The sequence below is a fragment of the Georgenia satyanarayanai genome (assembly GCF_009193135.1).
Taxonomy (GTDB): domain Bacteria; phylum Actinomycetota; class Actinomycetes; order Actinomycetales; family Actinomycetaceae; genus Oceanitalea; species Oceanitalea satyanarayanai.
Genome location: NZ_VUKC01000022.1, coordinates 11905 through 31605 on the forward strand (window position 1 = coordinate 11905; position 19701 = coordinate 31605).

Consider the following 19701-nt stretch of genomic DNA (forward strand, 5'->3'; position numbering starts at 1 on the left):
CCCGGGCCGGTGCGGCGGGCGCGTCCCGCCGCACCGGCCCACCTCCGCCTCCAGCAACCGGAAGGTGCACCACCTCATGTCCCAGCTCGCCTCCCCGCCCCGCCCCCGGACGCAGCGCCCAGCGGTCCTGCGCCGCGTCGTCGTCGCGCTCCTCGCGGCACTGACCGGGCTCACCCTCGTCCCCACGGCTGCCGGCGCCGCCGACCAGACGCTCACCTGGACCGCCGGCAACAGCGTCTCCGAGTACGTCACCGAACCGACGACCGCGGTCGCCGGCACGGCGACGATCATCTTCGAGAACAGCCGGGCCACCGGGAACACGACCGGCATGCCCCACACCCTGACCTTCGACACCTCGACCCCGGGCTACAACCACGACGTCGACCTCAACCTCGTCGCCAACCCCTTCGACGCGAACGGCGGCTACTACGAGGCCGAGGTCACCCTCACGCCCGGCACCTACCGCTTCTTCTGCGCCATCCCCGGGCACGGCCCCATGTGGGGCGAGCTCGTCGTCACCGGCGACGGCGGTGAGCCGGACCCGGAGGACACGACCGCACCGACCGTCACCGCCGAGGTCACCGGCGAGCAGGACGAGGACGGCGCGTACGTCGGCACCGCCACCGTGACGATCACCGCCGCGGACGAGGACGGCGGCTCCGGACTCGACATGGTCGAGTACTCCCTCGACGGCGGGGAGTTCACGCACTACCACGCGGCGCTCACCGTCTCCGAGCCGGGCGAGCACACGGTCGCCTACCGGGCGAGCGACCTCGCCGGGAACGTCGGCGAGGGCTCGGTGACCTTCACGGTCGTCGAGGCCGACGCCGAGCCCGAGCCCGACACCACCGCCCCCGAGGTCACCGCCGCCGTCACCGGCGACCAGGACGAGGACGGCGCCTACGTCGGCACCGCCACCGTGACGATCACCGCCGCGGACGAGGACGGCGGCTCCGGCGTCGACACCGTCGAGTACTCCCTCGACGGCGGGGAGCTCACCGCCTACACCGAGCCGCTCGTGGTGAGCGAGCCCGGAGCGCACACCGTGGACTACCGGGCCACCGACGTCGCCGGCAACACCGCCGAGGGCACGGTCGACTTCACGGTCGTCGAGGCCGACGCCGAGCCCGAGCCCGACACCACCGCCCCCGAGGTCACCGCCGCCGTCACCGGCGAGCAGGACGAGGACGGCGCCTACATCGGCACCGCCACCGTCACCCTCACCGCCACCGACGAGGACGGCGGCTCCGGCCTCGACACCGTCGAGTACTCCCTCGACGGCGGGGAGCTCACCGCCTACACCGAGCCGCTCGTGGTGAGCGAGCCCGGAGCGCACACGGTGGACTACCGGGCCACCGACGTCGCCGGCAACACCGCCGAGGGCTCGGTCGACTTCACGGTCGTCGAGGCCGACGCCGAGCCCGAGCCCGACACCACCGCCCCCGAGGTCACCGCCGCCGTCACCGGCGAGCAGGACGAGGACGGCGCCTACGTCGGCACCGCCACCGTGACGATCACCGCCGCGGACGAGGACGGCGGCTCCGGACTCGACATGGTCGAGTACTCCCTCGACGGCGGGGAGTTCACGCACTACCACGCGGCGCTCACCGTCTCCGAGCCGGGCGAGCACACGGTCGCCTACCGGGCGAGCGACCTCGCCGGGAACGTCGGCGAGGGCTCGGTGACCTTCACGGTCGTCGAGGCCGACGCCGAGCCCGAGCCCGACACCACCGCCCCCGAGGTCACCGCCGCCGTCACCGGCGACCAGGACGAGGACGGCGCCTACGTCGGCACCGCCACCGTGACGATCACCGCCGCGGACGAGGACGGCGGCTCCGGTGTCGACACCGTCGAGTACAGCCTCGACGGCGCCGCGTTCGCCGCGTACTCGGCGCCCGTCGAGGTGAGCGAGCCCGGTGAGCACACCGTGGACTACCGGGCCACCGACGTCGCCGGCAACACCGCCGAGGGCACGGTGAGCTTCACCGTGGTCGAGGCGGAGGAGCCGGAGCCGGGCGAGTGCACCGACACCCGCGCGACCGTCGTCATCGGCGGCGTGGACACCGGCGTGGCCGACACCGCCTGCCTCAACGACCTCATCGACGAGGACGGCGACTACGCCACGCGTGGCGCCTTCGTCCGCCACGTCGGCGACGTCCTGCGCCCGCTGGTCGCCGAGGACGTGCTCACCGCCCGTGAGCTCGGCGCCATCCTCCGCACCGCCGCCCGCAGCACCATCGGCGGGTAACCCACCGCCGCAACGCACGCCGAGAGCTGGATCCCGCCCCGGGCGGGATCCAGCTCTCGGCCCGTCCGGGGTGGCCCGGGCGCGCCGCGCCGCCCCCCGCGGGGCGGGGCCGCGGGCGGGGGGGCGGCACCCCCCCCCCCCCACCGCCCGCTTCTTGTGGGCCCCCCCGGGGGGGGCCCCCCCCCCCCCCCCCCGTCCGGGGTCCCCCTCCCTCCCCCTCCCCCGCCCTGCGCCCTCCCCCTCCCTGCGCCCCCCCTCCCTGCGCCCTCCCCCTCCCTGCGCCCTCCCCCTCCCTGCGCCGACAGCCGACTTACCGACGTTGCATGCCCTCTCGCGCCGGCGGACCGATCGCACGCGCCCGGCGGGATCCGGCTCTCGGCGACAAGTCGGCTGTCGCGGGAGGAGGGGTTCACGGGACCTCCACACACAGGCCTGGCCCGTGTCGGTGGGCGGGCGTACCGTCGTAGGCAGGCACCCAGTCGAGGAGAGACCCATGGCCCGCAGCACCTGGCAACGCTGGCTCCCGGCCGGCGCCGTCGTCGCCCTCGTCGCCGGCACGGTGGCGGTCACCTCCCAGGCGGGCGCCGTCGACCTGCCGGACAGGTCGCCGCAGGACGTCCTCGCCCTGCTCCTCGCGCAGGACGTCCGCGCCTACTCGGGCAGCTTCGAGACGAGCGCCGACCTCGGCCTGCCGGTCCCCGGTGACCTCGACCTCGGCCCGGGCGGCCCGGAGATGGGCGACGCCGCCGGCGCGGTGGCGCCCGAGGGCGGCGAGGCGGCCCAGGAGGTCCTGTCCGCGCTCGAGCTCCTCACCGGGGACAACACCGGCCGGGTCTTCGTCGGCGCGCAGGGCGCCCGCTTCCAGCACACCGACGGGCTGGCCGAGCGCAACGTCGTCGTCACCGAGGAGGACGTGTGGTTCTACGACTCCGAGACCAACGCCGCCACCCACCTCGTCCTGCCCGAGCTCCCCGCGGGCGAGCACCCCGAGCCCACCGGCACCCTCCCCGTGCCCGAGGAGCTCGCGGCCACCGCCGTCGAGGCGCTCGAGCCGAGCACCGAGCTGACCGTCGGTCAGCACGAGCGCGTGGCCGGCCGTGACGCCTACACCCTCACCCTCACGCCCCGCGCGGAGGAGACGCTCGTGGGCGGCGTGACGATCGCCGTCGACGGCGAGACCGGCTTCCCGCTCGGCGTCACCGTCACCGCTCGCGACCAGGCCGAGCCGGCCCTGCAGGCGCAGTACACCGACATCGACTTCTCGGAGCCGGACGCCGACCTCTTCGACTTCGCGGCGCCCGCCGGCGCGAGCGTCGAGGAGGAGGTCCTCGAGCTGCCCGCCGACGGCGGCACGCACGCCGCGCCGGACCACCACACGCCCGGCACCACCCCGCCCGGTGACGTGCTCGGCGAGGGCTGGGCCACCGTCCTCGCCGTGCCGGACGTCGAGCTGCCCGACGACCCGCTGCTCGAGGAGCTGACCGAGCCCGTCGACGGCGGCCGCCTCCTGTCCACGGCACTCCTGTCCGTCCTCCTCACCGACGACGGCCGGCTGCTCGTCGGTGCCGTCACCCCGACCCACCTGCAGGACCTCGCGGGCCGGTGACCGAGCTCGCGGTCGAGACCCACGGCCTGACCAAGCGGTTCGGGCGCCAGCTCGCCGTCGACGACCTCGATCTCGCCGTGCCCCGCGGCGCCGTCTTCGGGTTCCTCGGCCCCAACGGCTCGGGCAAGACGACGACGATCCGGATCGTCCTCGGCCTCGCCGCCGCGAGCGCCGGCAGCGTCCGCGTCCTCGGCCACGACATGCCGAAGTCCCTCGGCACGGTGCTCCCCCGCGTCGGCGCGCTCGTCGAGGGACCGGCCGCGTACCCGTTCCTCTCCGGCGCGGCGAACCTCCGGCGCCTGGACGCCGCCGACCGCCACGCCGCTCCCGCCACCCGCACCCGCCGGGTGGCGCAGGCGCTCGAGCGGGTCGGCCTCAGCCACGCCGGCGGCAAGCGGGTGCGCGCCTACTCGCTGGGGATGAAGCAGCGCCTGGGGATCGCCGCCGCACTGCTCCGACCGCGCGACCTCCTCGTGCTCGACGAGCCGACCAACGGCCTGGACCCGCAGGGCACCCGCGAGGTCCGCAGCCTGGTCCGCTCGCTCGCCGAGGGAGGCACCACCGTCGTCGTCTCCAGCCACCTCCTCGCGGAGATCGAGCAGATCTGCACCCACGTCGCCGTCATGCGCACCGGGCGGCTCGTCGCCCAGGGCAGCCTCGACGAGCTGCGCGGCCTGGGCCGCAGCCGCCTGCGCGTCCTCACGCCCGACCCCGCCCGCGCCCGGGAGGAGCTAGCCCGGCTCGGGCTCGTCGTCGAGCGCGACGACGACGGCGCTCCCGCCCCGGCACCGGACGGCGCCGCCGTCGTGCGGGCGGCGCTGCCGGCCGAGCCGCCGCTCCTCGAGACGCTCGCCGCCGCCCTCGTGGCGGCCGAGGTCCGGCTGCGGGGCTTCGAGCTCGAGCGGGACACCCTCGAGGACCGCTTCGTCGCGCTGACCGGGGAGGGTTTCGACGTTGCCCAGTGACACCGCACCCGCCGAGCCGCAGTCCCCCGCCCGGGCCAGCGGCCGCTCCCTCCTCGCCTCCGAGCTCCGCCTCGTCCTCGGGCGCCGCCGCACCTGGGCGATGCTCGTCGCGCTCGCCGCGATCCCGGTGCTCATCGCCGTCGTCGTCCGCATCGCCTCCGACCCGCCCGCCCCCGGGGAGGGGCCGCCCTTCCTCGACCGCGTCACCCAGAACGGGCTGTTCGTCTCGATCACCGGGCTCGTCGTGACGATCCCGCTGTTCCTGCCGCTCACCGTGGGCGTCGTCGCCGGGGACACCGTGGCCGGCGAGGCGAGCCTCGGCACGCTGCGCTACCTCCTCCTCGCGCCGGTCCAGCGAGGGCGGCTGCTCGTGGTGAAGTTCGCCGGCGCGGCCGTCTTCTGCCTGGCCGCGACGCTGAGCATCGTCGTCGCCGGCTCGGTCGTCGGGGCCCTGCTGTTCCCGGTCGGCCCGGTGACCCTCCTGTCCGGGGACACGATCGGCGCGTGGGAGGCGCTCGTGCGCGCCCTGCTCGTCGCCCTGTACGTCACCGTCTCCCTGCTCGGGCTCGCCGCCGTGGGCCTGTTCATCTCCACGCTGACCGTCGTCCCGGTCGGGGCGATGGCCGCCACCGCCGTGCTCGCCATCGTCGTCCAGGTCCTCGGCTCCCTCGACCAGCTCGCCTGGCTCCACCCGTGGCTGCTGAGCGAGCACTGGCTCGGCTTCGCCGACCTCCTGCGCCAGCCGATCGACTGGGGCTCCTTCGCCGACAACGCCCTGCTCCAGCTCGGCTACGTCGCGGTCTTCGGCGCCCTCGCCTACGGCCGCTTCACGACCAAGGACGTGCTGTCCTGAGCATCGCGGGCACCGCCCGGGAACGTCACAGCCGCCACCGGCGTTGCCCCTCCCGCCGCATGCTCACATAGCATGTCGCCTACTCTGCCCCCTGCCCCCAAAGGAACATGGACGAATCCTGTAGTCCCAGCACCCAGACCATCAGCACCGCCCGCGGGGGGTGCAACCGATGATCTGGGTGTTCTCCCTCCTCGCGGGGGTCCTCGTCATTCTCGTCATCACCGCCGTCACGGGCTACTTCGTGGCCCAGGAGTTCTCCTACATGGCGGTGGACCGCTCCCGGCTCGCGGCCCGCGCCGAGGCCGGTGACGCGAGCGCCGACCGCGCCCTCAAGGTCACCCGGCGCACGTCCTTCATGCTCTCCGGCGCCCAGCTCGGGATCACGGTCACCACGCTGCTCGTCGGCTACGTCGCCGAGCCGCTCGTGGGCCAGGCCCTGGGCGACGCGCTCGGCGGCGTCGGCGTCCCCACGGGCGTGGGCATCGCCGTCGGCACCGTCCTCGCGCTGCTGTTCTCGACCTTCGTCCAGATGCTCTTCGGCGAGCTCTTCCCCAAGAACCTCGCCATCGCCAGGCCCGAGCCCGTCGCCCTGTGGCTGGCCCGCTCGACGAACATCTACCTCGCCGCCTTCGGCTGGCTCATCAAGGTCTTCGACGCCGCGTCCAACGCCCTGCTGCGGGTGCTGCGCATCGAGCCCGTCCACGACGTCGAGTACTCCGCCACCGCTCGCGACCTCGAGCACATCGTCGCCGACTCCCGCGCCAGCGGGGACCTGCCGGCCGACCTCGGCGTGCTGCTCGACCGCATCCTCGACTTCCCCCGCGAGGACGTCGAGCACGCGATGATCCCCCGCGCCCGCGTCGACGTCCTGCGCGCCGGCCAGTCCGTCGCCGAGGTCCGCGCGGTCATGTCCGCCGGCCACTCCCGCTACCCCGTCCTCGACGAGGACGACGACGTCGTGGGCATCGTCCACCTCGTCGACCTCCTCGACGGGACGGTTCCCGACGACGCGACCACCGCGGACCTCCAGCGCCCCGCCCTCGTCCTGCCGACGGCGATGGCGCTGCCCGACGCGCTGCGCGAGCTGTCGGTCAGCCGCAACCAGATGGCCTGCGTCGTCGACGAGTACGGCAGCTTCACCGGTGTCCTCACCCTCGAGGACCTCGCCGAGGAGATCGTCGGGGAGATCACCGACGAGCACGACGACCCCGAGGCACCGGCGCTCATGCCGCAGGAGGACGGCACCTGGACCATGGCCGGGGACGTCCACATCGACGAGGTCGAGCGCGCCATCGACCACGACCTGCCGCGCGGGGACTACGAGACCGTCGCCGGCCTGGCCATCGAGGTCCACGGCTCGCTGCCCGAGGTGGGCACCGTCGTCGTCGTCGACCTCCCGCCGGACCCGGCCCACCTCGCCCTGCCCGAGCCACCACCGGACAAGCAGCTCCACGTCGAGGTCCTCGACGTCGAGCGGCACGTGCCCTCCCTCGTGCGGGTGACCCTCGCCGACCGGCCCGCGCACGACGACGAGGAGAACGACCGATGAGCAACCCCTGGGTCGTCGCGACCGCGACCGTCGTCATCATCGCGCTCAGCGCGTTCTTCGTCGCCGTGGAGTTCGCCCTCCTCGCCGCCAAGCGGCACCGGCTGGAGGACGCCGCCCCCGACAGCCGCGCCGCCCGCGCGGCGCTGCGCAGCTCCACCGAGCTCACCGTCCTCCTCGCCGGGTCCCAGCTCGGCATCACCGTGTGCGCGCTCGCGCTGGGCGCCATCACCAAGCCGGCGGTCCACCACTGGATCACCCCGGTGGTCAGCGACCTCGGCGCGCCCTACTGGGTGGCTGACGTCGTCGGCTTCGTCCTCGCGCTGGTCATCGTCACCTTCCTCCACCTCGTCGTCGGTGAGATGGCGCCGAAGTCCTGGGCCATCGCCCACCCGGAGCGGTCCGCGACGATGCTCGCGCTGCCGATGCGCGCGTTCATGGTGCCGACCCGGCCCGTCCTCGTCGCGCTCAACAGCGCGGCGAACTGGTGCCTGCGCAAGGTCGGCGTCGAGCCGGTCGAGTCGGTGGGCACCGGGCAGAACGCCGAGGACCTACGCCACCTCGTCGAGCACTCGGTGAGCGTGGGAGCCCTCGAGGTCGCCTACTCGGCGCAGCTGTCCGGGGCGCTGGACCTGCGCCGCCTCACCATGGCCGACCTCGTGGCAGGCCACCCCGCGCCGTCGACCGTCCCCGAGGACGCGACCGCCGGGGACGTCCGGCGCCTGGCCCGCGACAGCGGCCGCCTGCGGATCCTCGTGTCCGCGCCCGGCGCCCCCGCCCCCAGCGGTGTGGTCCACGTGCGCGACACGCTCCTGCTCGAGGACGGCGCCCCGGTCACCGGGGTGACGAAACCGGTCTTCGAGCTCGAGGCGTCCACGCCGCTGCACACGGCGCTCACGCGGATGCGGGAGACGTCCAACCACCTCGCCGTGGTCCGGACCGCCGAGGGCGGGAGTGCCGTCGCGACGCTCGCCGACGTCCTCGCGCACCTCTTCCCGCGCCCCCCCGCCGCCGCCCTGGGCGCCGCGCCCGCCGTCGCCGGCGGCCGGTGACACGTCGGCTCTCGGCGGGAGGGACGAGCGTCCCTCCCGCCGAGAGCCGGGTTCCTCCGTACTCTGTGTCCATGGACGTCCGCTGGGCGCAGCTGCCCGACGCGCCGGTGGTGGCGCAGCTCCTGCACGACTTCAACGTCGAGTACGACAGCCACTCCCCCGGCCCCGCGGTCCTCACCGCGCGCCTGGAGGAGCTGCTCCCCGCCGGGCGGACGACGGCGCTGCTCGCCGGGGACCCCGCCGTCGGCGTCGCCCTGCTCACCTCCCGGCCCAACGTCTGGTACGACGGGCCGGTGCTGCTCCTCGACGAGCTCTACGTCGTGCCCGAGCGGCGCGGGCAGGGCATCGGGACGGCGATCGTCGAGCGGCTCCTCGCCGACGCCCTGGCGCAGGGCGTGGCGCTCATCGAGATCAACGTCGACGAGCCCGACGTCGACGCGCAGCGCTTCTACGAGCGCCACGGCTTCGCGAGCGGCGAGGCGCGTCCCGGCACGCGGGCCTTCTACTACGAGCGGGAGCTGCGGCCACAGATCGGTGCCTGACCGCTCGCACCCCGGCCGGGCGCTACGGTGCCGACATGAGCCTCTCCGCCCTCCTGAGCCAGGGCAGCTGGACCACCCCGCCCGTCTCCGCCGTCGTCGTCGACGACGAGCTGCGCGTCACCGCCGCCGAGGGCAGCGACGCGTGGCGCCACACCTCCTACGGCTTCGTCCACGACACCGAGCACGCGCTGCTCGAGCCGCTGCCCGCGCAGGGAGCGGTCGAGGTGGACCTCGTCCTCGACTACGTTGAGCAGTTCGACCAGGCCGGCGTCTTCCTCCGCGTCTCACCCGAGGAGTGGGTCAAGGCGGGCGTCGAGGTGTCCGACGGCGTCGCTCAGGTGGGTGCCGTCGTCACCCACGGCGTCTCGGACTGGTCGGTCGCACCGGTGCCCGAGTGGGTCGGCCGGTGCGTCACCGTCCGAGCCAGCCGGTCGGGGGACGCGGTGACCGTCCGCGCCCGCGCGGACGAGGAGCCGTTCCGGCTGGTGCGCGTGGCGCACCTCGACCCCGGCGCCGTCGTCACCGCCGGCCTCTTCTGCGCCGCTCCCACGCGCGCCGGCCTCACGGTCCGGTTCACCGAGTACCGCCGCACCGCCCCGGACGCCGCGCTGCACTGACGGACGCTGCCGCGGGCCGGCGGGGCACGCCCTCCGAGGGCCCCGCTGGGTCGGCACCCGCGGCCGCGGTCAGTCGGTCAGCGAGGGCAGCCAGAGCGCCACCTGCGGGACGAGGATGACGAGGCCGATCGTCACGAGGATGACGAGGGCGAAGGGGACGGTGGCCGGCACCGCGCGGTGGACGGGGATGTTGCCGATCCGCGCGGCGAGCAGCAGCGAGAGCCCGTACGGCGGGGTGATGAGCCCCATCGCCAGGGCCATCACGGCGACGATGCCGTAGTGGACCGGGTCGAGGCCCGCCGCCGTCACGGCGGGCGCGAGGACCGGGATCATGATGGCCATCGCCGGCAGCGCGTCGAGGAAGATGCCGACGACGAGGAACACGATCGCCACGACCCACAGCAGCGCCCACCCCGGGACGCCCTCGACGACGCGCTGCAGCACCAGCGGGATCCGGTAGTAGGCCATGAGGTGGGCGAGGGCCCCCGCGGCGGCGAGCGCGAACAGGGGCAGCACGGCGAACAGGGCGCTCTCCCGCAGGATGGCGGGCAGGTCGCGCCAGGAGATCGTCCGGTAGACGACCATCCCGAGGAACAGCGCGTACAGGACCGCGATGACCGCGGCCTCCGTCGCCGTGACGAAGCCGCCGAGGATGCCGCCGAGCACGAGGACGACGATGCCCAGCGCCAGGAGGGAGTCCCGGAGCGCGGCGAGGACCTCCCGCAGGGGCGGGCGCTCCTCGCGGGGGAAGTCGTGGCGGCGGGCCACGAGGTAGGCGACGGCCATCATCCCGCCGCCGATGAGCACGCCCGGGACCACCCCGGCGAGGAACAGCGCGCCGATCGAGGTGCCGCTGAGCGATCCCCACACGACCATCTGGATGCTCGGCGGGATGACCGAGCCGATGACCGCCGAGGCGGCGGTGACCCCGACGGCGTACCCGACCGGGTACCCGCGCCGCTCCATCTGGGGGATGAGGACCGAGCCGAGCCCGGCGACGTCGGCGTTGGACGAACCGGAGACGCCCCCGAAGCCCATCGAGGCCGCGACGTTCGTCATGCCGAGGCCGCCCCGGATCCACCCGACGAGGGCCTGGGCGAGCACGATGAGCCGGTCGGTCACGTGCGACGCGTTCATGATCGCCGCCGCGAGGATGAAGAAGGGCACGGCGAGCAGCACGAAGGAGTCGATCCCGGAGTACACCTGCTGGGCGAGCAGGGCCTGGTCCGCCCGCGGGTCGACGAGGAAGAAGGGCAGGCACGCGAGGAGGAGCGCGAAGGCGATGGGCACGCGCAGGACGATGAACGTGACGAACAGTCCGAGGAGGATGATCGCGATGAGGCCGGCGTCCATCAGCGCCCCCGCTCCTCGTCCGGGCCGGTGTCCTGTCCCCCGGCGCCGCGGGCGGGGTGCGCCCCGGGGGTGGCGCCCATCGCGGCCTGCGCGGGTAACGGACGGCGCCGCAGCACCCGGACGGCCAGCTCGACGCTGAAAACGACCATGAACAGCCCGCCGACGGGCAGGGCGGCGAAGCCCCACGCCCGGTGCAGGCCGGAGGCGGTGGAGACGCGGGTGAGCCCGCCCTGGGCCATGACCACCCCGCCGACGACGAGCACGACCGACACGGCCGCGACGAGGACGAGCACGAGCAGCTGGAGGAGGCGGCCCACCCGCGCGTCGACACGCCGCGGGATGAGGTCGATGACGAAGTGGTCGCTGCGCCGCAGGACGACCGCCGCGCCGAGGAACACCATCCAGGCGAGCAGCAGCCGGGCGATCTCCTCCGTCCACAGCGGACGCGGGATGAAGGGCACGTAGCGGCCGAGGACCTGGAAGGTGACGACGAGGGTGAGCGCCGCCAGCAGCGCCCCGGCGACCGCCGCGAGCACCCGGTCGAGTCGATCGAGCACGGATGTCATCTGCTCAGCCCTCCCCCGTCGCGCGGATCTCCGCGAGCATGTCCTCCAGCCCCCACCGGGCCGCGTACCGCTCCCAGACGGGCTCGACCATCGCCGCGAGCACCTCGGTGTCCGCCTCGACGGCCGTGACGTCCGGGTCCGAGCGCAGCTCCTCGAGGGCGGCGTCGTCGGTCTCCGCCTCGAGCTCTCGCGCGAACTCCCCGGCCTCCTCGCCGGCCTCCAGCACGACCTGCCGGAGGTCCTCGGGCAGGCGGTCCAGCGTGTGCCCGGAGATGACGGCCGGGCGGATCGTCACCTCGTGCCCGGTGAGGTAGAGGTAGGGCGCCGCCTCCTGGAAGTTCTCCGCGACGATGAAGACCGCCTCGTTGTCCGCCCCGGAGACGACGTCCTGCTGGAGCGCCGAATAGAGCTCGCCGTACGCCACGTTCGAGGCGTGCATCCCCAGGGCGCCGAAGGAGTCGGCCAGGACCTGGCTCGGCTGGGTGCGGAAGAGGCGGTCGGTGAGGTCTGACGGGTCGTCGACCGGCGCGTTGAAGAACATCTGTCGCACCCCACCGCCGAAGTAGGTGAGCACCTCGTTGCCCGTCCGGTCCCGCATGAGCCGTTCGAGCCGCTCGGCCACCTCGCTGTCGATGATGGCGTCGCGCTGCTCACGCGTCGTGACGAGGAAGGGCATCGACAGGATGCTCATCTCGGGGACGAACTCGGCGATGAACCCGGGCGAGACGACGGCGACGTCCACCAGGCCGCGCCGCATGTTCTCGAAGAGGTCGGTCTCGCTGCCCAGCTGGGCGCTCGGGTAGACCTCCACCCGGACCCGGCCGTCGGACTTCTCGGCGACGAGGTCGGCGAACTCGTGCAGGCCCTCGTCGAAGGTCGTCCCCGCGGCAAGCTGGTGGCTGGCGATGAGGACGTGCTCGGCCCCCTCGGCGTCCGGGCCGGCACGGTAGCCGCACGCACCGCCGGCGAGGAGGGCGACACCCAGGGCGGCGACGGCACGCGCCCGGGAGCGCACGGTGCCCGGGCCGCGCGACGCCGCGCGCACCTCGGCCCGTGGGTGCACCGTCGCCTCCTCCCCGCCGCCGGCTCCACCGGGACAACGCGCGGCGGAGGAACGGTTCGCTGCGACCGTAGCAGGCGGGTGTGACGACCGCCACAAAGCCGTCAGCCCCTGTCGAGGGCTCCCCGCAGGCGCGCGCCGTACTCCTCGAGCTCGCCCGCGGCGTAGCGGGCGCGCGGCCAGAAGAAGCCGCGCAAACCGTCACCCTTCGTCCGGGGCACGACGTGCGTGTGCAGGTGCGCCACGCTCTGGCTGACGACGTTGTTCATGGCGACGAAGGTGCCCTGCGCCCCGAAGGCCTCCGGCACCGCCGTGACCACCTGCCGCACCGCGGAGTAGTACGGCGCGAGGAGCGCGTCGGGCAGCTCGGGCAGCGTGACGACGTGCTCGCGCGGCACGACGAGGACGTGCCCCTTGAACACGGGCCGGACATCGAGGAAGGCGACGACCTCGGCGGTCGTGAGAACGACCTCGGCCGGCTCCACGCCGTCGGCGATGCGGCAGAACACGCAGGTGTCGTCGGAGGGCATCCCCCGATGATGGCACCACCGGCACGCGGCGGGCATGGGAGGATGCTCGGGCCTCGGGTCGGGCTCGCGATCCACCGGGACGACGAGGAGGATGGCGTGGACGCTGACATCGAGGGTGTGCCGCAGGAGGTCTCGACCGGGTCACTGCCGGCCGGGGACAGGGTCCAGCGGAGCGTGGACGAGGCTCACGCGCGCTACCGCGACCGCGACGAGGGCGAGGTCATCGACTCGATCCCCGAGCTCGCCGAGGCCGACCCGGCCCTCTTCGGCCTGGCCGTCGCGCCGACCGGCGGTGACGTGCACGCCGCCGGTGACGCGGACGTCCAGTTCACCATCCAGTCGATCTCCAAGGCGTTCGTCTACGCCCTCGTCTGCGAGGCCCACGGGCACGACGAGGTCCTCGAGCGCGTCGGGGTCGACAACACCGGGTACCCCTTCGACTCCGTCGTCACCCTCGAGCTCAACGACGGCCACCCGAAGAACCCCATGGTCAACGCCGGTGCGCTCGCGACGACGGCGCTCGTGCCCGGGGACGGGGCTGCCGAGAGGTGGGAGCACGTCCGCACCGGCCTGTCCGCCTTCGCCGGTCGGCGGCTGGAGATGGACGACGCCGTCCACCGCTCGGAGTCCGCGGTCAACCAGCGCACCCGCGCGATCGCCCAGCTCCTCGAGAGCTACGGGCGGATTACCACGGACCCCCTCGACGTCGTCGACGTCTACACCCGGCAGTGCGCGCTGCTCGTCTCGGCGCGGGACCTCGCCGTCATGGGCGCCACCCTCGCCAACGGTGGGGTCAACCCGCTGACCGGGGAGCGCACCGTGTCGCCGCACGTGTGCCGCGACGTGCTCTCCGTGCTCGCCGTCACCGGGATGTACGAGAAGTCCGGCGACTGGCTCTTCGGGATCGGCATGCCGGCGAAGTCGGGGATCAGCGGCGGGATCGTCGCGGTCGCCCCGGGCAAGGGTGCGCTGGGCGCCTACTCACCGCAGCTCGACAGCGCGGGCAACAGCGTGCGGGGCCAGCTGGCGGCCGCGTACCTGTCCCGCACGCTGGGGCTCAACGTCTTCGCGTCCTCCGCCGCCGGCGGTCCTCGCGGCTAGCGCTTGACGACGACGTTGCCGAAGCGGCCGATGCCCTCGACCTCGACCTCGACGCGCTGCCCCGGACGCACCGGCCCGACCCCGGCGGGGGTGCCGGTGAGGATGATGTCGCCGGGGAGCAGGGTGAAGATCGTCGAGACGTAGGCGACGAGCTCGGGGACCCCGCGCACCATCTGGGACGTGCGCCCGTCCTGCCGCAGCTCCCCGTCCACCCACGCGCGCACCGCGACGTCGGAGACGTCGAGGTCCATCGCGAGGAACGGGCCCGTGGGGCAGGAGGTGTCGAAGGCCTTGCCGCGCGTCCACGTCGTGTCCGCGCGCTGGGCGGCGCGGGCGGTGACGTCGTTGGCCACCGTGTACCCGAAGACGTAGTCGAGGGCCTGCTCGGCGCTCACGTTCTTGGCCATGCGGGAGACGACGACGGCGAGCTCGGCCTCGTGGTCCACCTCCTCCGCGTAGCCCGGGACGACGATCGGGTCGTCCGGGCCGGTGACCGAGGTGTTCGGCTTGAGGAAGAGGATCGGCTCCTCGGGGACGTCGTTGCCCATCTCGGCCGCGTGCTCGGCGTAGTTGCGGCCCACGCCCACGACCTTGGAGCGCGGGATGACCGGGGAGAGGAGGCGGACGTCGTCGAGGGCGACGCGCTCACCGGTCGTGGCGACCGGCATGAACAGCGGGTCCCCCTTGAGCACCACCAGGTCGGTGGAGCCGTCCTCGAGGATGCCGTAGCGGGGGCTGTCCCCCGTGGTGAACCGTGCGATGCGCATGGCTCCCACGGTACCCGGGCCGGGGCGGGCCGCCGGGTCACTCCCCGGCGGCCCTCGGCGAGGTGGTCAGTGCCCGTGACCGTCCTCGTCGTCGTGACCCTCCTCGTCGTGACCCTGCTCGTCGTGACCGTGCTCGTCGTGACCCTCCTCGTCGTGACCCTGCTCGTCGTGACCGTGCTCGTCGTGACCCTCCTCGTCGTGCCCGTGCTCGTCGGCCGGGGCCGACGGCTCGGCCGGCGGGAAGCCGGTGGCGACGGAGAGCTCGTTCGGGACGTGCGGGAGGTCGTAGGTCCGCACGACCTCGCCCGTCGACAGGTCGACGGCGTGGAGCGCACTCGCCGCCGGCTCGGTGACGTAGGCGACGCCGTCGACGGACACGACCGCCGGGCGCGGCTCCTGCCACTCCGTCGGCTCCTCCCACGGCTGGACGACGGTCACCTGGCCCATCTGCTCACCGGAGTCCGGGTCGATGGCCCGCAGCGTGCCGTCGGTCGTGAGGACGAGGGCCTCGCCGTACGGGCCACGGGCGAGGGAGCGGAAGGTGTAGCTCGCGCCGAGGTCGACGAGGCGCACGCTGTCGGCCCGCGTGTCGATGAGCGCGACACGCTCCGGGCGCTCGAGCTCGGCGTCCTCGTCCACCTTGTAGTCCCCGAGGACGACGGCGGACTCGCTCGAGCCCGCCAGGTTGCCGGACCGGGCGTACGCGTCCTCGACCGGCACCTTGTGGAACTCGCCGTCGCGCAGGACGAGCGGCCCGTCCTCGCAGCCGACGACGACGGCGCCTCCCCCGGCGACCGCCTCACCGTGCAGCCCCGGGCACTCCCCGGTCGCGAGCTCCTCGCCGTCGGCGTCGAGCAGGGCGGCGCCGGTGCGCGCGTCCTCGGTCCCCACGCTCACGAGCATGGCGCCGTCGGCCAGCGGGACGGCAACGCCGTGGTGGGCGTCCGGCGCCGTCCACGTCGCGGCCTGCGGTGCACCGTCGACGAGCTCGAGCGGGTCGATGAGCTGCACCTCGCCCGTGCCGTCGGCGAACAGGGCGGTGACGCCGTCGTGGGTGACGACGTGACCGGGGGTGTCGGCGGCGAGGACGGTGTCGGTGAGCGACGGCGCCGAGGCGTAGTAGTGGTAGTGGTCGCCGTGACCCTGGGGCTCGAGCCCGGTGTCGTAGGCGTGGAAGCCCTCGGTGGTGGAGACGAGGACGTGGCGGCCGTCGCCCGCGGGGTTGAGGCGCAGGAAGCCGTCCATCTCGACGTCGTCGAGGATCTCCCCCGAGCCGGTGTCCAGCGTCATGACGCCGCCGTCGTAGGTGAGGACGACGCGGGGGTCGAGGGTGGCCACCTCGACGGGCTCATTGCCCTCCGTCGCCGCGTCCGCTGCCGGTGTGGTCGTCGCGTCGCCGCCGGGAGCGGCGTCACCGGACCCGCACGCCGCCAGGGCGAGGGTCGCGAGCAGGCCGAGCGCGGGAAGCGCGCGGCGGGAGGTGCGGTGCATGGGCAGGTACTCCTTGTTCGGGGGTGCGCCGGGCTGGAGGCGCGCGTCACAGACTAAAGAATGAGAATCGTTCTCGTCAAGCCGCCGGATGCTCCTCGGTCCCACGGATGCGTCGCCCCTTCCACTCCTCCGGAGGGTGCTCGGACTGGCGACCCAAGACCGAGACGTGCGACGCGAGCGGCGGGTTACGCCGCTCGCCTCCGAGCACGCGCAGCCAGGCCGGCCACAGGCCGCGGCCCACCGGCACCGCCTCGCTCACCTCCGTGCCGGCGAGCAGGCCGGTGGCCAGCCGGAAGCCGCCGTCGTTGCCGCCACCTCGGCGACCGCGCGCACTCCCGCTGTCGGCGGGGCGCTGTCGGCGGGAGGAGGGCCTGTCGGCGGGAGGTGTGCTCTCGGCGGGACGTGAGGTCGGGTCGGGGGCGGGCGCCCTACGCTGGGCGCGTGAACCAACGGATCGTCGGGGTCGACATCGCCCGCGGGCTGGCCGTCATCGGGATGTTCGTCGCCCACCTGGGCGACACCGGCCCCGACGGCGTGCACTCGCCGTCGTGGTTCGTCGTCGCGGACGGGCGGCCGTCGGCGATGTTCGCGATCCTCGCGGGGGTGTCGATCGCCCTGTTCACCGGCGCGCGCACGGTGCCGCGCGGCCCGGCCCTCCGCCACGGCTGGCTGCGGATCGCCACGCGTGCCGGCGTCGTCCTCGCCATCGGCCTGCTCCTCGAGGTCCTGGGCACCCCGGTGGCCGTCATCCTGCCGTCCTACGCGGTGACCTTCCTCCTCGTCGCGCCCTTCATCGCGCTGCGGCCGTGGGTCGTCGCGGTCCTCGCGGCCGTCGCGGCCCTCGTCGGCCCGACACTGCTCGCGGTGCTCCTGTCCCCGGGCGCCGACGGGAGCGCGCCGGTCGAGGCGGAGCTCGGCGACAACTACGTCCTCGACCTCGTCCTCACCGGCTACTACCCCGCGCTCGTGTGGATCGCCTACATGCTCCTCGGCCTGTGCGTGGGCCGGCTGGACCTGCGCTCCCTGCCCGTCCAGGGGCTGCTCGTGCTCACCGGCGTCGGTCTCGCGCTCGTCGGCTACGGCGGCGGCGCCTACCTGCAGCAGGCGGTCGTGCCGGACTCGGAGCTCACCGCCCAGCTCGTCCGCTCCGACCCGCACTCCGACGCCACTCTCGAGCTCCTCGGCAACGCCGGGGTGACCCTCGCCGTCCTCGGCGTCCTCCTCGCCGTCACCACGCTGCCGCCCGTCGCCCGGGTGGCCCGTGTCCTGCTCCAGCCGCTGGCGGCCACCGGGGCGATGGCGCTCACCGCCTACTCCCTCCACATCGTGGCGATCGCGATCCTCGGCAACGACGTCGTGTGGTACCCGGAGTCCAACGCCGTCCTCGCGTGGTTCGTCGTCGTCACGCTCGTCGTGTGCACGCTGTGGACCCGTCTCCTGGGACGAGGCCCGCTCGAGTGGGTGATGCGCCGGCTCACCGTCGGGCCCCACCGCCCGGTGCCCGCGCCGGTGTGAGCACACCACTCGACATCTCACGAAAACTCTCCTCGACCCGCCCTCCGTGGGCCTAGAGTGACGTACGGCACACCCGATCAGACGCTCGCTTGCGGGGCTCACCCGTGGCGGGAAGCATGACAGGGCACCGCCGACGCACATCGAAGGGAACCCCTGTGGCATCGAGCACCCTGACCGCGGACACACGGCTCTCGGCCCTCGCCGAGATGAGCGGGGACGAGGCGCTGGACGTCCTCGTCATCGGCGGTGGGGTGACGGGTGCGGGCATCGCCCTCGACGCCGCCACACGCGGCCTGCGCACGGGCATCGTCGAGGCGCAGGACTGGTCCTCCGGCACGTCGAGCTGGTCGAGCAAGCTCGTCCACGGCGGCCTGCGCTACCTCCAGATGCTCGACTTCAGCCTCGTCCACGAGGCGCTCACCGAGCGTGACCTCCTCATCAAGCACCTCGCCCCGCACCTGGTGAAGCGGGTGCCCTTCCTCTACCCGCTCGAGCACCGGGTCTGGGAGCGCGCCTACGTCGGCGCCGGCATCGCGCTCTACGACACCCTCGCGGGGCTCGCGCCGGGCAAGCGGGCGATGCCGCTCCACCGCCACCGCTCCCGCGGCCGGATGGAGCAGCTCTTCCCCGACCTCCGCCACGACGCCGCGGTGGGCGCCGTCCAGTACTGGGACGCGAGCGTCGACGACTCCCGCCTCGTCACCACCCTCGTGCGCACCGCCGCCTCCTACGGCGCGCTGGCGGCCAACCGCACCCAGGTCGTCGACCTCCACAAGGACGCCTCGGGCCGGGTGGCCGGCGCCCGGGTCAAGGACCTCGAGACCGGTGAGGTCCTCGACGTCAAGGCCCGTCACGTCATCAACGCCACCGGCGTGTGGACCGAGGAGACCGAGTCGCTGTCCGGCACCGACGGCGGCCTGCACGTGCTCGCGTCCAAGGGCATCCACATCGTCGTGCCGCGCGAGCGGGTCCGCGGCGACGTCGGGCTGATCCTCCAGACCGAGAAGAGCGTCCTGTTCATCATCCCGTGGTCGCGCTACTGGATCATCGGGACCACCGACACCCCCTACGAGCACGACCTGCGCCACCCCGTGGCGACGAGGGCGGACATCGACTACGTCATCGAGCACGCCAACGCCGTCCTCAAGACGCCCCTCACCCGGGAGGACGTCATCGGCACGTACGCCGGCCTGCGGCCGCTGCTCCAGCCCGGGACCAAGGAGGGCACGTCCTCGGCGAAGGTCTCCCGCGAGCACACGGTCGCCTCCCCCACCCCGGGCCTCACCGTCATCGCCGGCGGCAAGCTCACCACCTACCGGGTCATGGCCAAGGACGCCGTCGACTTCGCCCTCGGCGAGGAGGCGAGGCGCCTGCCCTCGATCACCGAGCGGATCCCGCTGCTCGGTGCCGTCGGGCTGCGGGCCGTGCGCCGGCGCGCCCAGCGCCACGCCTCGCGGTTCGGCTGGTCCCGCGCCATGGTCGACCACCTCCTGCACCGCTACGGGTCCATGCTCGAGGAGCTCGTCACGATGGTCGAGGAGCAGCCTGACCTCGCCCGCCCCCTCGAGCACGCCCCCGCGTACCTGCGCGTCGAGGTCGCCTACGCGGCCCGGCGTGAGGCCGTCATGCACCTCGAGGACGTCATGGTGCGCCGGACCCGGCTCGTCTACGAGGTCCGCGACAGCGGCCTCGCCGCCGTGCCGGAGATCGTCGACGTCATCGCCCCGATCCTCGGTTGGGACGAGGAGCGCCGGCGGGCGGAGACGGACGCCTACACCGCACGCTGCGAGGCCGAGCGCGCCGCGGCGGAGGCACCCGACGACGCCGCCGGGGAGCGCGCGCGTCAGCAGGCCCAGGACATCGTGCCGATGGTGCCCCTGGCCTGACAC

The 19701-nt window shown here is 73.9% G+C and carries 16 protein-coding genes and 1 pseudogene; 11 read left to right on the forward strand and 6 right to left on the reverse strand.

The window, feature by feature from the left end; all coding sequences use genetic code 11:
- Positions 1-76 precede the first annotated feature (76 nt).
- From GD632_RS15505 to GD632_RS15540, 8 genes and pseudogenes are all read left to right on the forward strand, one after another.
- Positions 77-2056: pseudogene (locus tag GD632_RS15505) on the forward strand (OmpL47-type beta-barrel domain-containing protein); the annotation flags it as partial.
- Between the two features lie 685 nt (positions 2057-2741).
- Positions 2742-3854 (forward strand): LolA family protein, encoded by a 1113-nt coding sequence (locus tag GD632_RS15510; RefSeq protein WP_152193119.1) that lies wholly within the window; start codon positions 2742-2744, stop codon positions 3852-3854.
- A complete protein-coding gene (locus tag GD632_RS15515) occupies positions 3851-4819 on the forward strand; it encodes an ABC transporter ATP-binding protein (RefSeq protein WP_152193120.1) in 969 nt (322 codons plus the stop codon). Before GD632_RS15510 ends, GD632_RS15515 begins: the two co-directional genes overlap by 4 nt.
- A complete protein-coding gene (locus GD632_RS15520; RefSeq protein WP_152193121.1) occupies positions 4809-5672 on the forward strand; it encodes an ABC transporter permease in 864 nt (287 codons plus the stop codon). Before GD632_RS15515 ends, GD632_RS15520 begins: the two co-directional genes overlap by 11 nt.
- A 169-nt stretch (positions 5673-5841) precedes the next feature.
- On the forward strand, positions 5842-7221 hold the full coding sequence (locus GD632_RS15525; protein ID WP_152193122.1) for a hemolysin family protein: 1380 nt from the start codon (positions 5842-5844) through the stop codon (positions 7219-7221).
- Positions 7218-8270, forward strand: a complete 1053-nt coding sequence (locus GD632_RS15530; protein ID WP_152193123.1) for a CNNM domain-containing protein — start codon at positions 7218-7220, stop codon at positions 8268-8270. Before GD632_RS15525 ends, GD632_RS15530 begins: the two co-directional genes overlap by 4 nt.
- Positions 8271-8341: 71 nt before the next feature.
- Positions 8342-8812 carry a GNAT family N-acetyltransferase gene (locus GD632_RS15535; protein ID WP_152193124.1) on the forward strand — a complete coding sequence of 157 codons (471 nt, stop codon included), beginning with the start codon at positions 8342-8344 and terminating at the stop codon, positions 8810-8812.
- A 35-nt stretch (positions 8813-8847) separates the two neighbouring features.
- Positions 8848-9429, forward strand: a complete 582-nt coding sequence (locus GD632_RS15540) for a DUF1349 domain-containing protein (protein ID WP_152193125.1) — start codon at positions 8848-8850, stop codon at positions 9427-9429.
- A 69-nt stretch (positions 9430-9498) separates the two neighbouring features.
- On the opposite strand, the gene GD632_RS15545 is transcribed toward GD632_RS15540, so the two are convergent.
- From GD632_RS15545 to GD632_RS15560, 4 genes are all read right to left on the reverse strand, one after another.
- Positions 9499-10782: a TRAP transporter large permease gene (locus tag GD632_RS15545; protein ID WP_152193126.1), complete on the reverse strand. Its 1284-nt coding sequence runs from the start codon at positions 10780-10782 to the stop codon at positions 9499-9501.
- Complete coding sequence (locus GD632_RS15550) at positions 10782-11339, reverse strand: TRAP transporter small permease (protein ID WP_193311520.1); 558 nt, start codon at positions 11337-11339, stop codon at positions 10782-10784. The genes GD632_RS15545 and GD632_RS15550 overlap by 1 nt, the downstream gene beginning before the upstream one ends.
- Before the next feature lie 13 nt (positions 11340-11352).
- Positions 11353-12411, reverse strand: a complete 1059-nt coding sequence (locus tag GD632_RS15555) for a TRAP transporter substrate-binding protein (RefSeq protein WP_152193128.1) — start codon at positions 12409-12411, stop codon at positions 11353-11355.
- Positions 12412-12512: 101 nt separating this feature from the next.
- A complete protein-coding gene (locus tag GD632_RS15560; protein ID WP_152193129.1) occupies positions 12513-12938 on the reverse strand; it encodes an HIT family protein in 426 nt (141 codons plus the stop codon).
- 96 nt (positions 12939-13034) lie between these two features.
- On the opposite strand from GD632_RS15560, the gene glsA reads away from it, so the two are divergent.
- Positions 13035-14039: a glutaminase A gene (gene glsA, locus GD632_RS15565; RefSeq protein WP_226924927.1), complete on the forward strand. Its 1005-nt coding sequence runs from the start codon at positions 13035-13037 to the stop codon at positions 14037-14039.
- On the opposite strand, the gene GD632_RS15570 is transcribed toward glsA, so the two are convergent.
- A complete protein-coding gene (locus tag GD632_RS15570) occupies positions 14036-14806 on the reverse strand; it encodes a fumarylacetoacetate hydrolase family protein (RefSeq protein WP_152193131.1) in 771 nt (256 codons plus the stop codon). The two genes, glsA and GD632_RS15570, sit on opposite strands and share 4 nt — an antisense overlap.
- 66 nt (positions 14807-14872) lie before the next feature.
- Positions 14873-16297 (reverse strand): zinc metallochaperone AztD, encoded by a 1425-nt coding sequence (aztD, locus tag GD632_RS15575; protein ID WP_152193132.1) that lies wholly within the window; start codon positions 16295-16297, stop codon positions 14873-14875.
- A 441-nt stretch (positions 16298-16738) separates the two neighbouring features.
- Here aztD and GD632_RS15580 point away from each other — a divergent pair, with 441 nt between their 5' ends.
- Both GD632_RS15580 and GD632_RS15585 read left to right on the forward strand, forming a co-directional pair.
- A complete protein-coding gene (locus tag GD632_RS15580) occupies positions 16739-17812 on the forward strand; it encodes a DUF418 domain-containing protein (RefSeq protein ID WP_193311521.1) in 1074 nt (357 codons plus the stop codon).
- 155 nt (positions 17813-17967) lie between these two features.
- The gene (locus GD632_RS15585; RefSeq protein WP_405002548.1) at positions 17968-19698 is read left to right on the forward strand and encodes a glycerol-3-phosphate dehydrogenase/oxidase; all 1731 of its coding nucleotides are present in this window, start codon (positions 17968-17970) and stop codon (positions 19696-19698) included.
- Positions 19699-19701 lie beyond the last annotated feature (3 nt).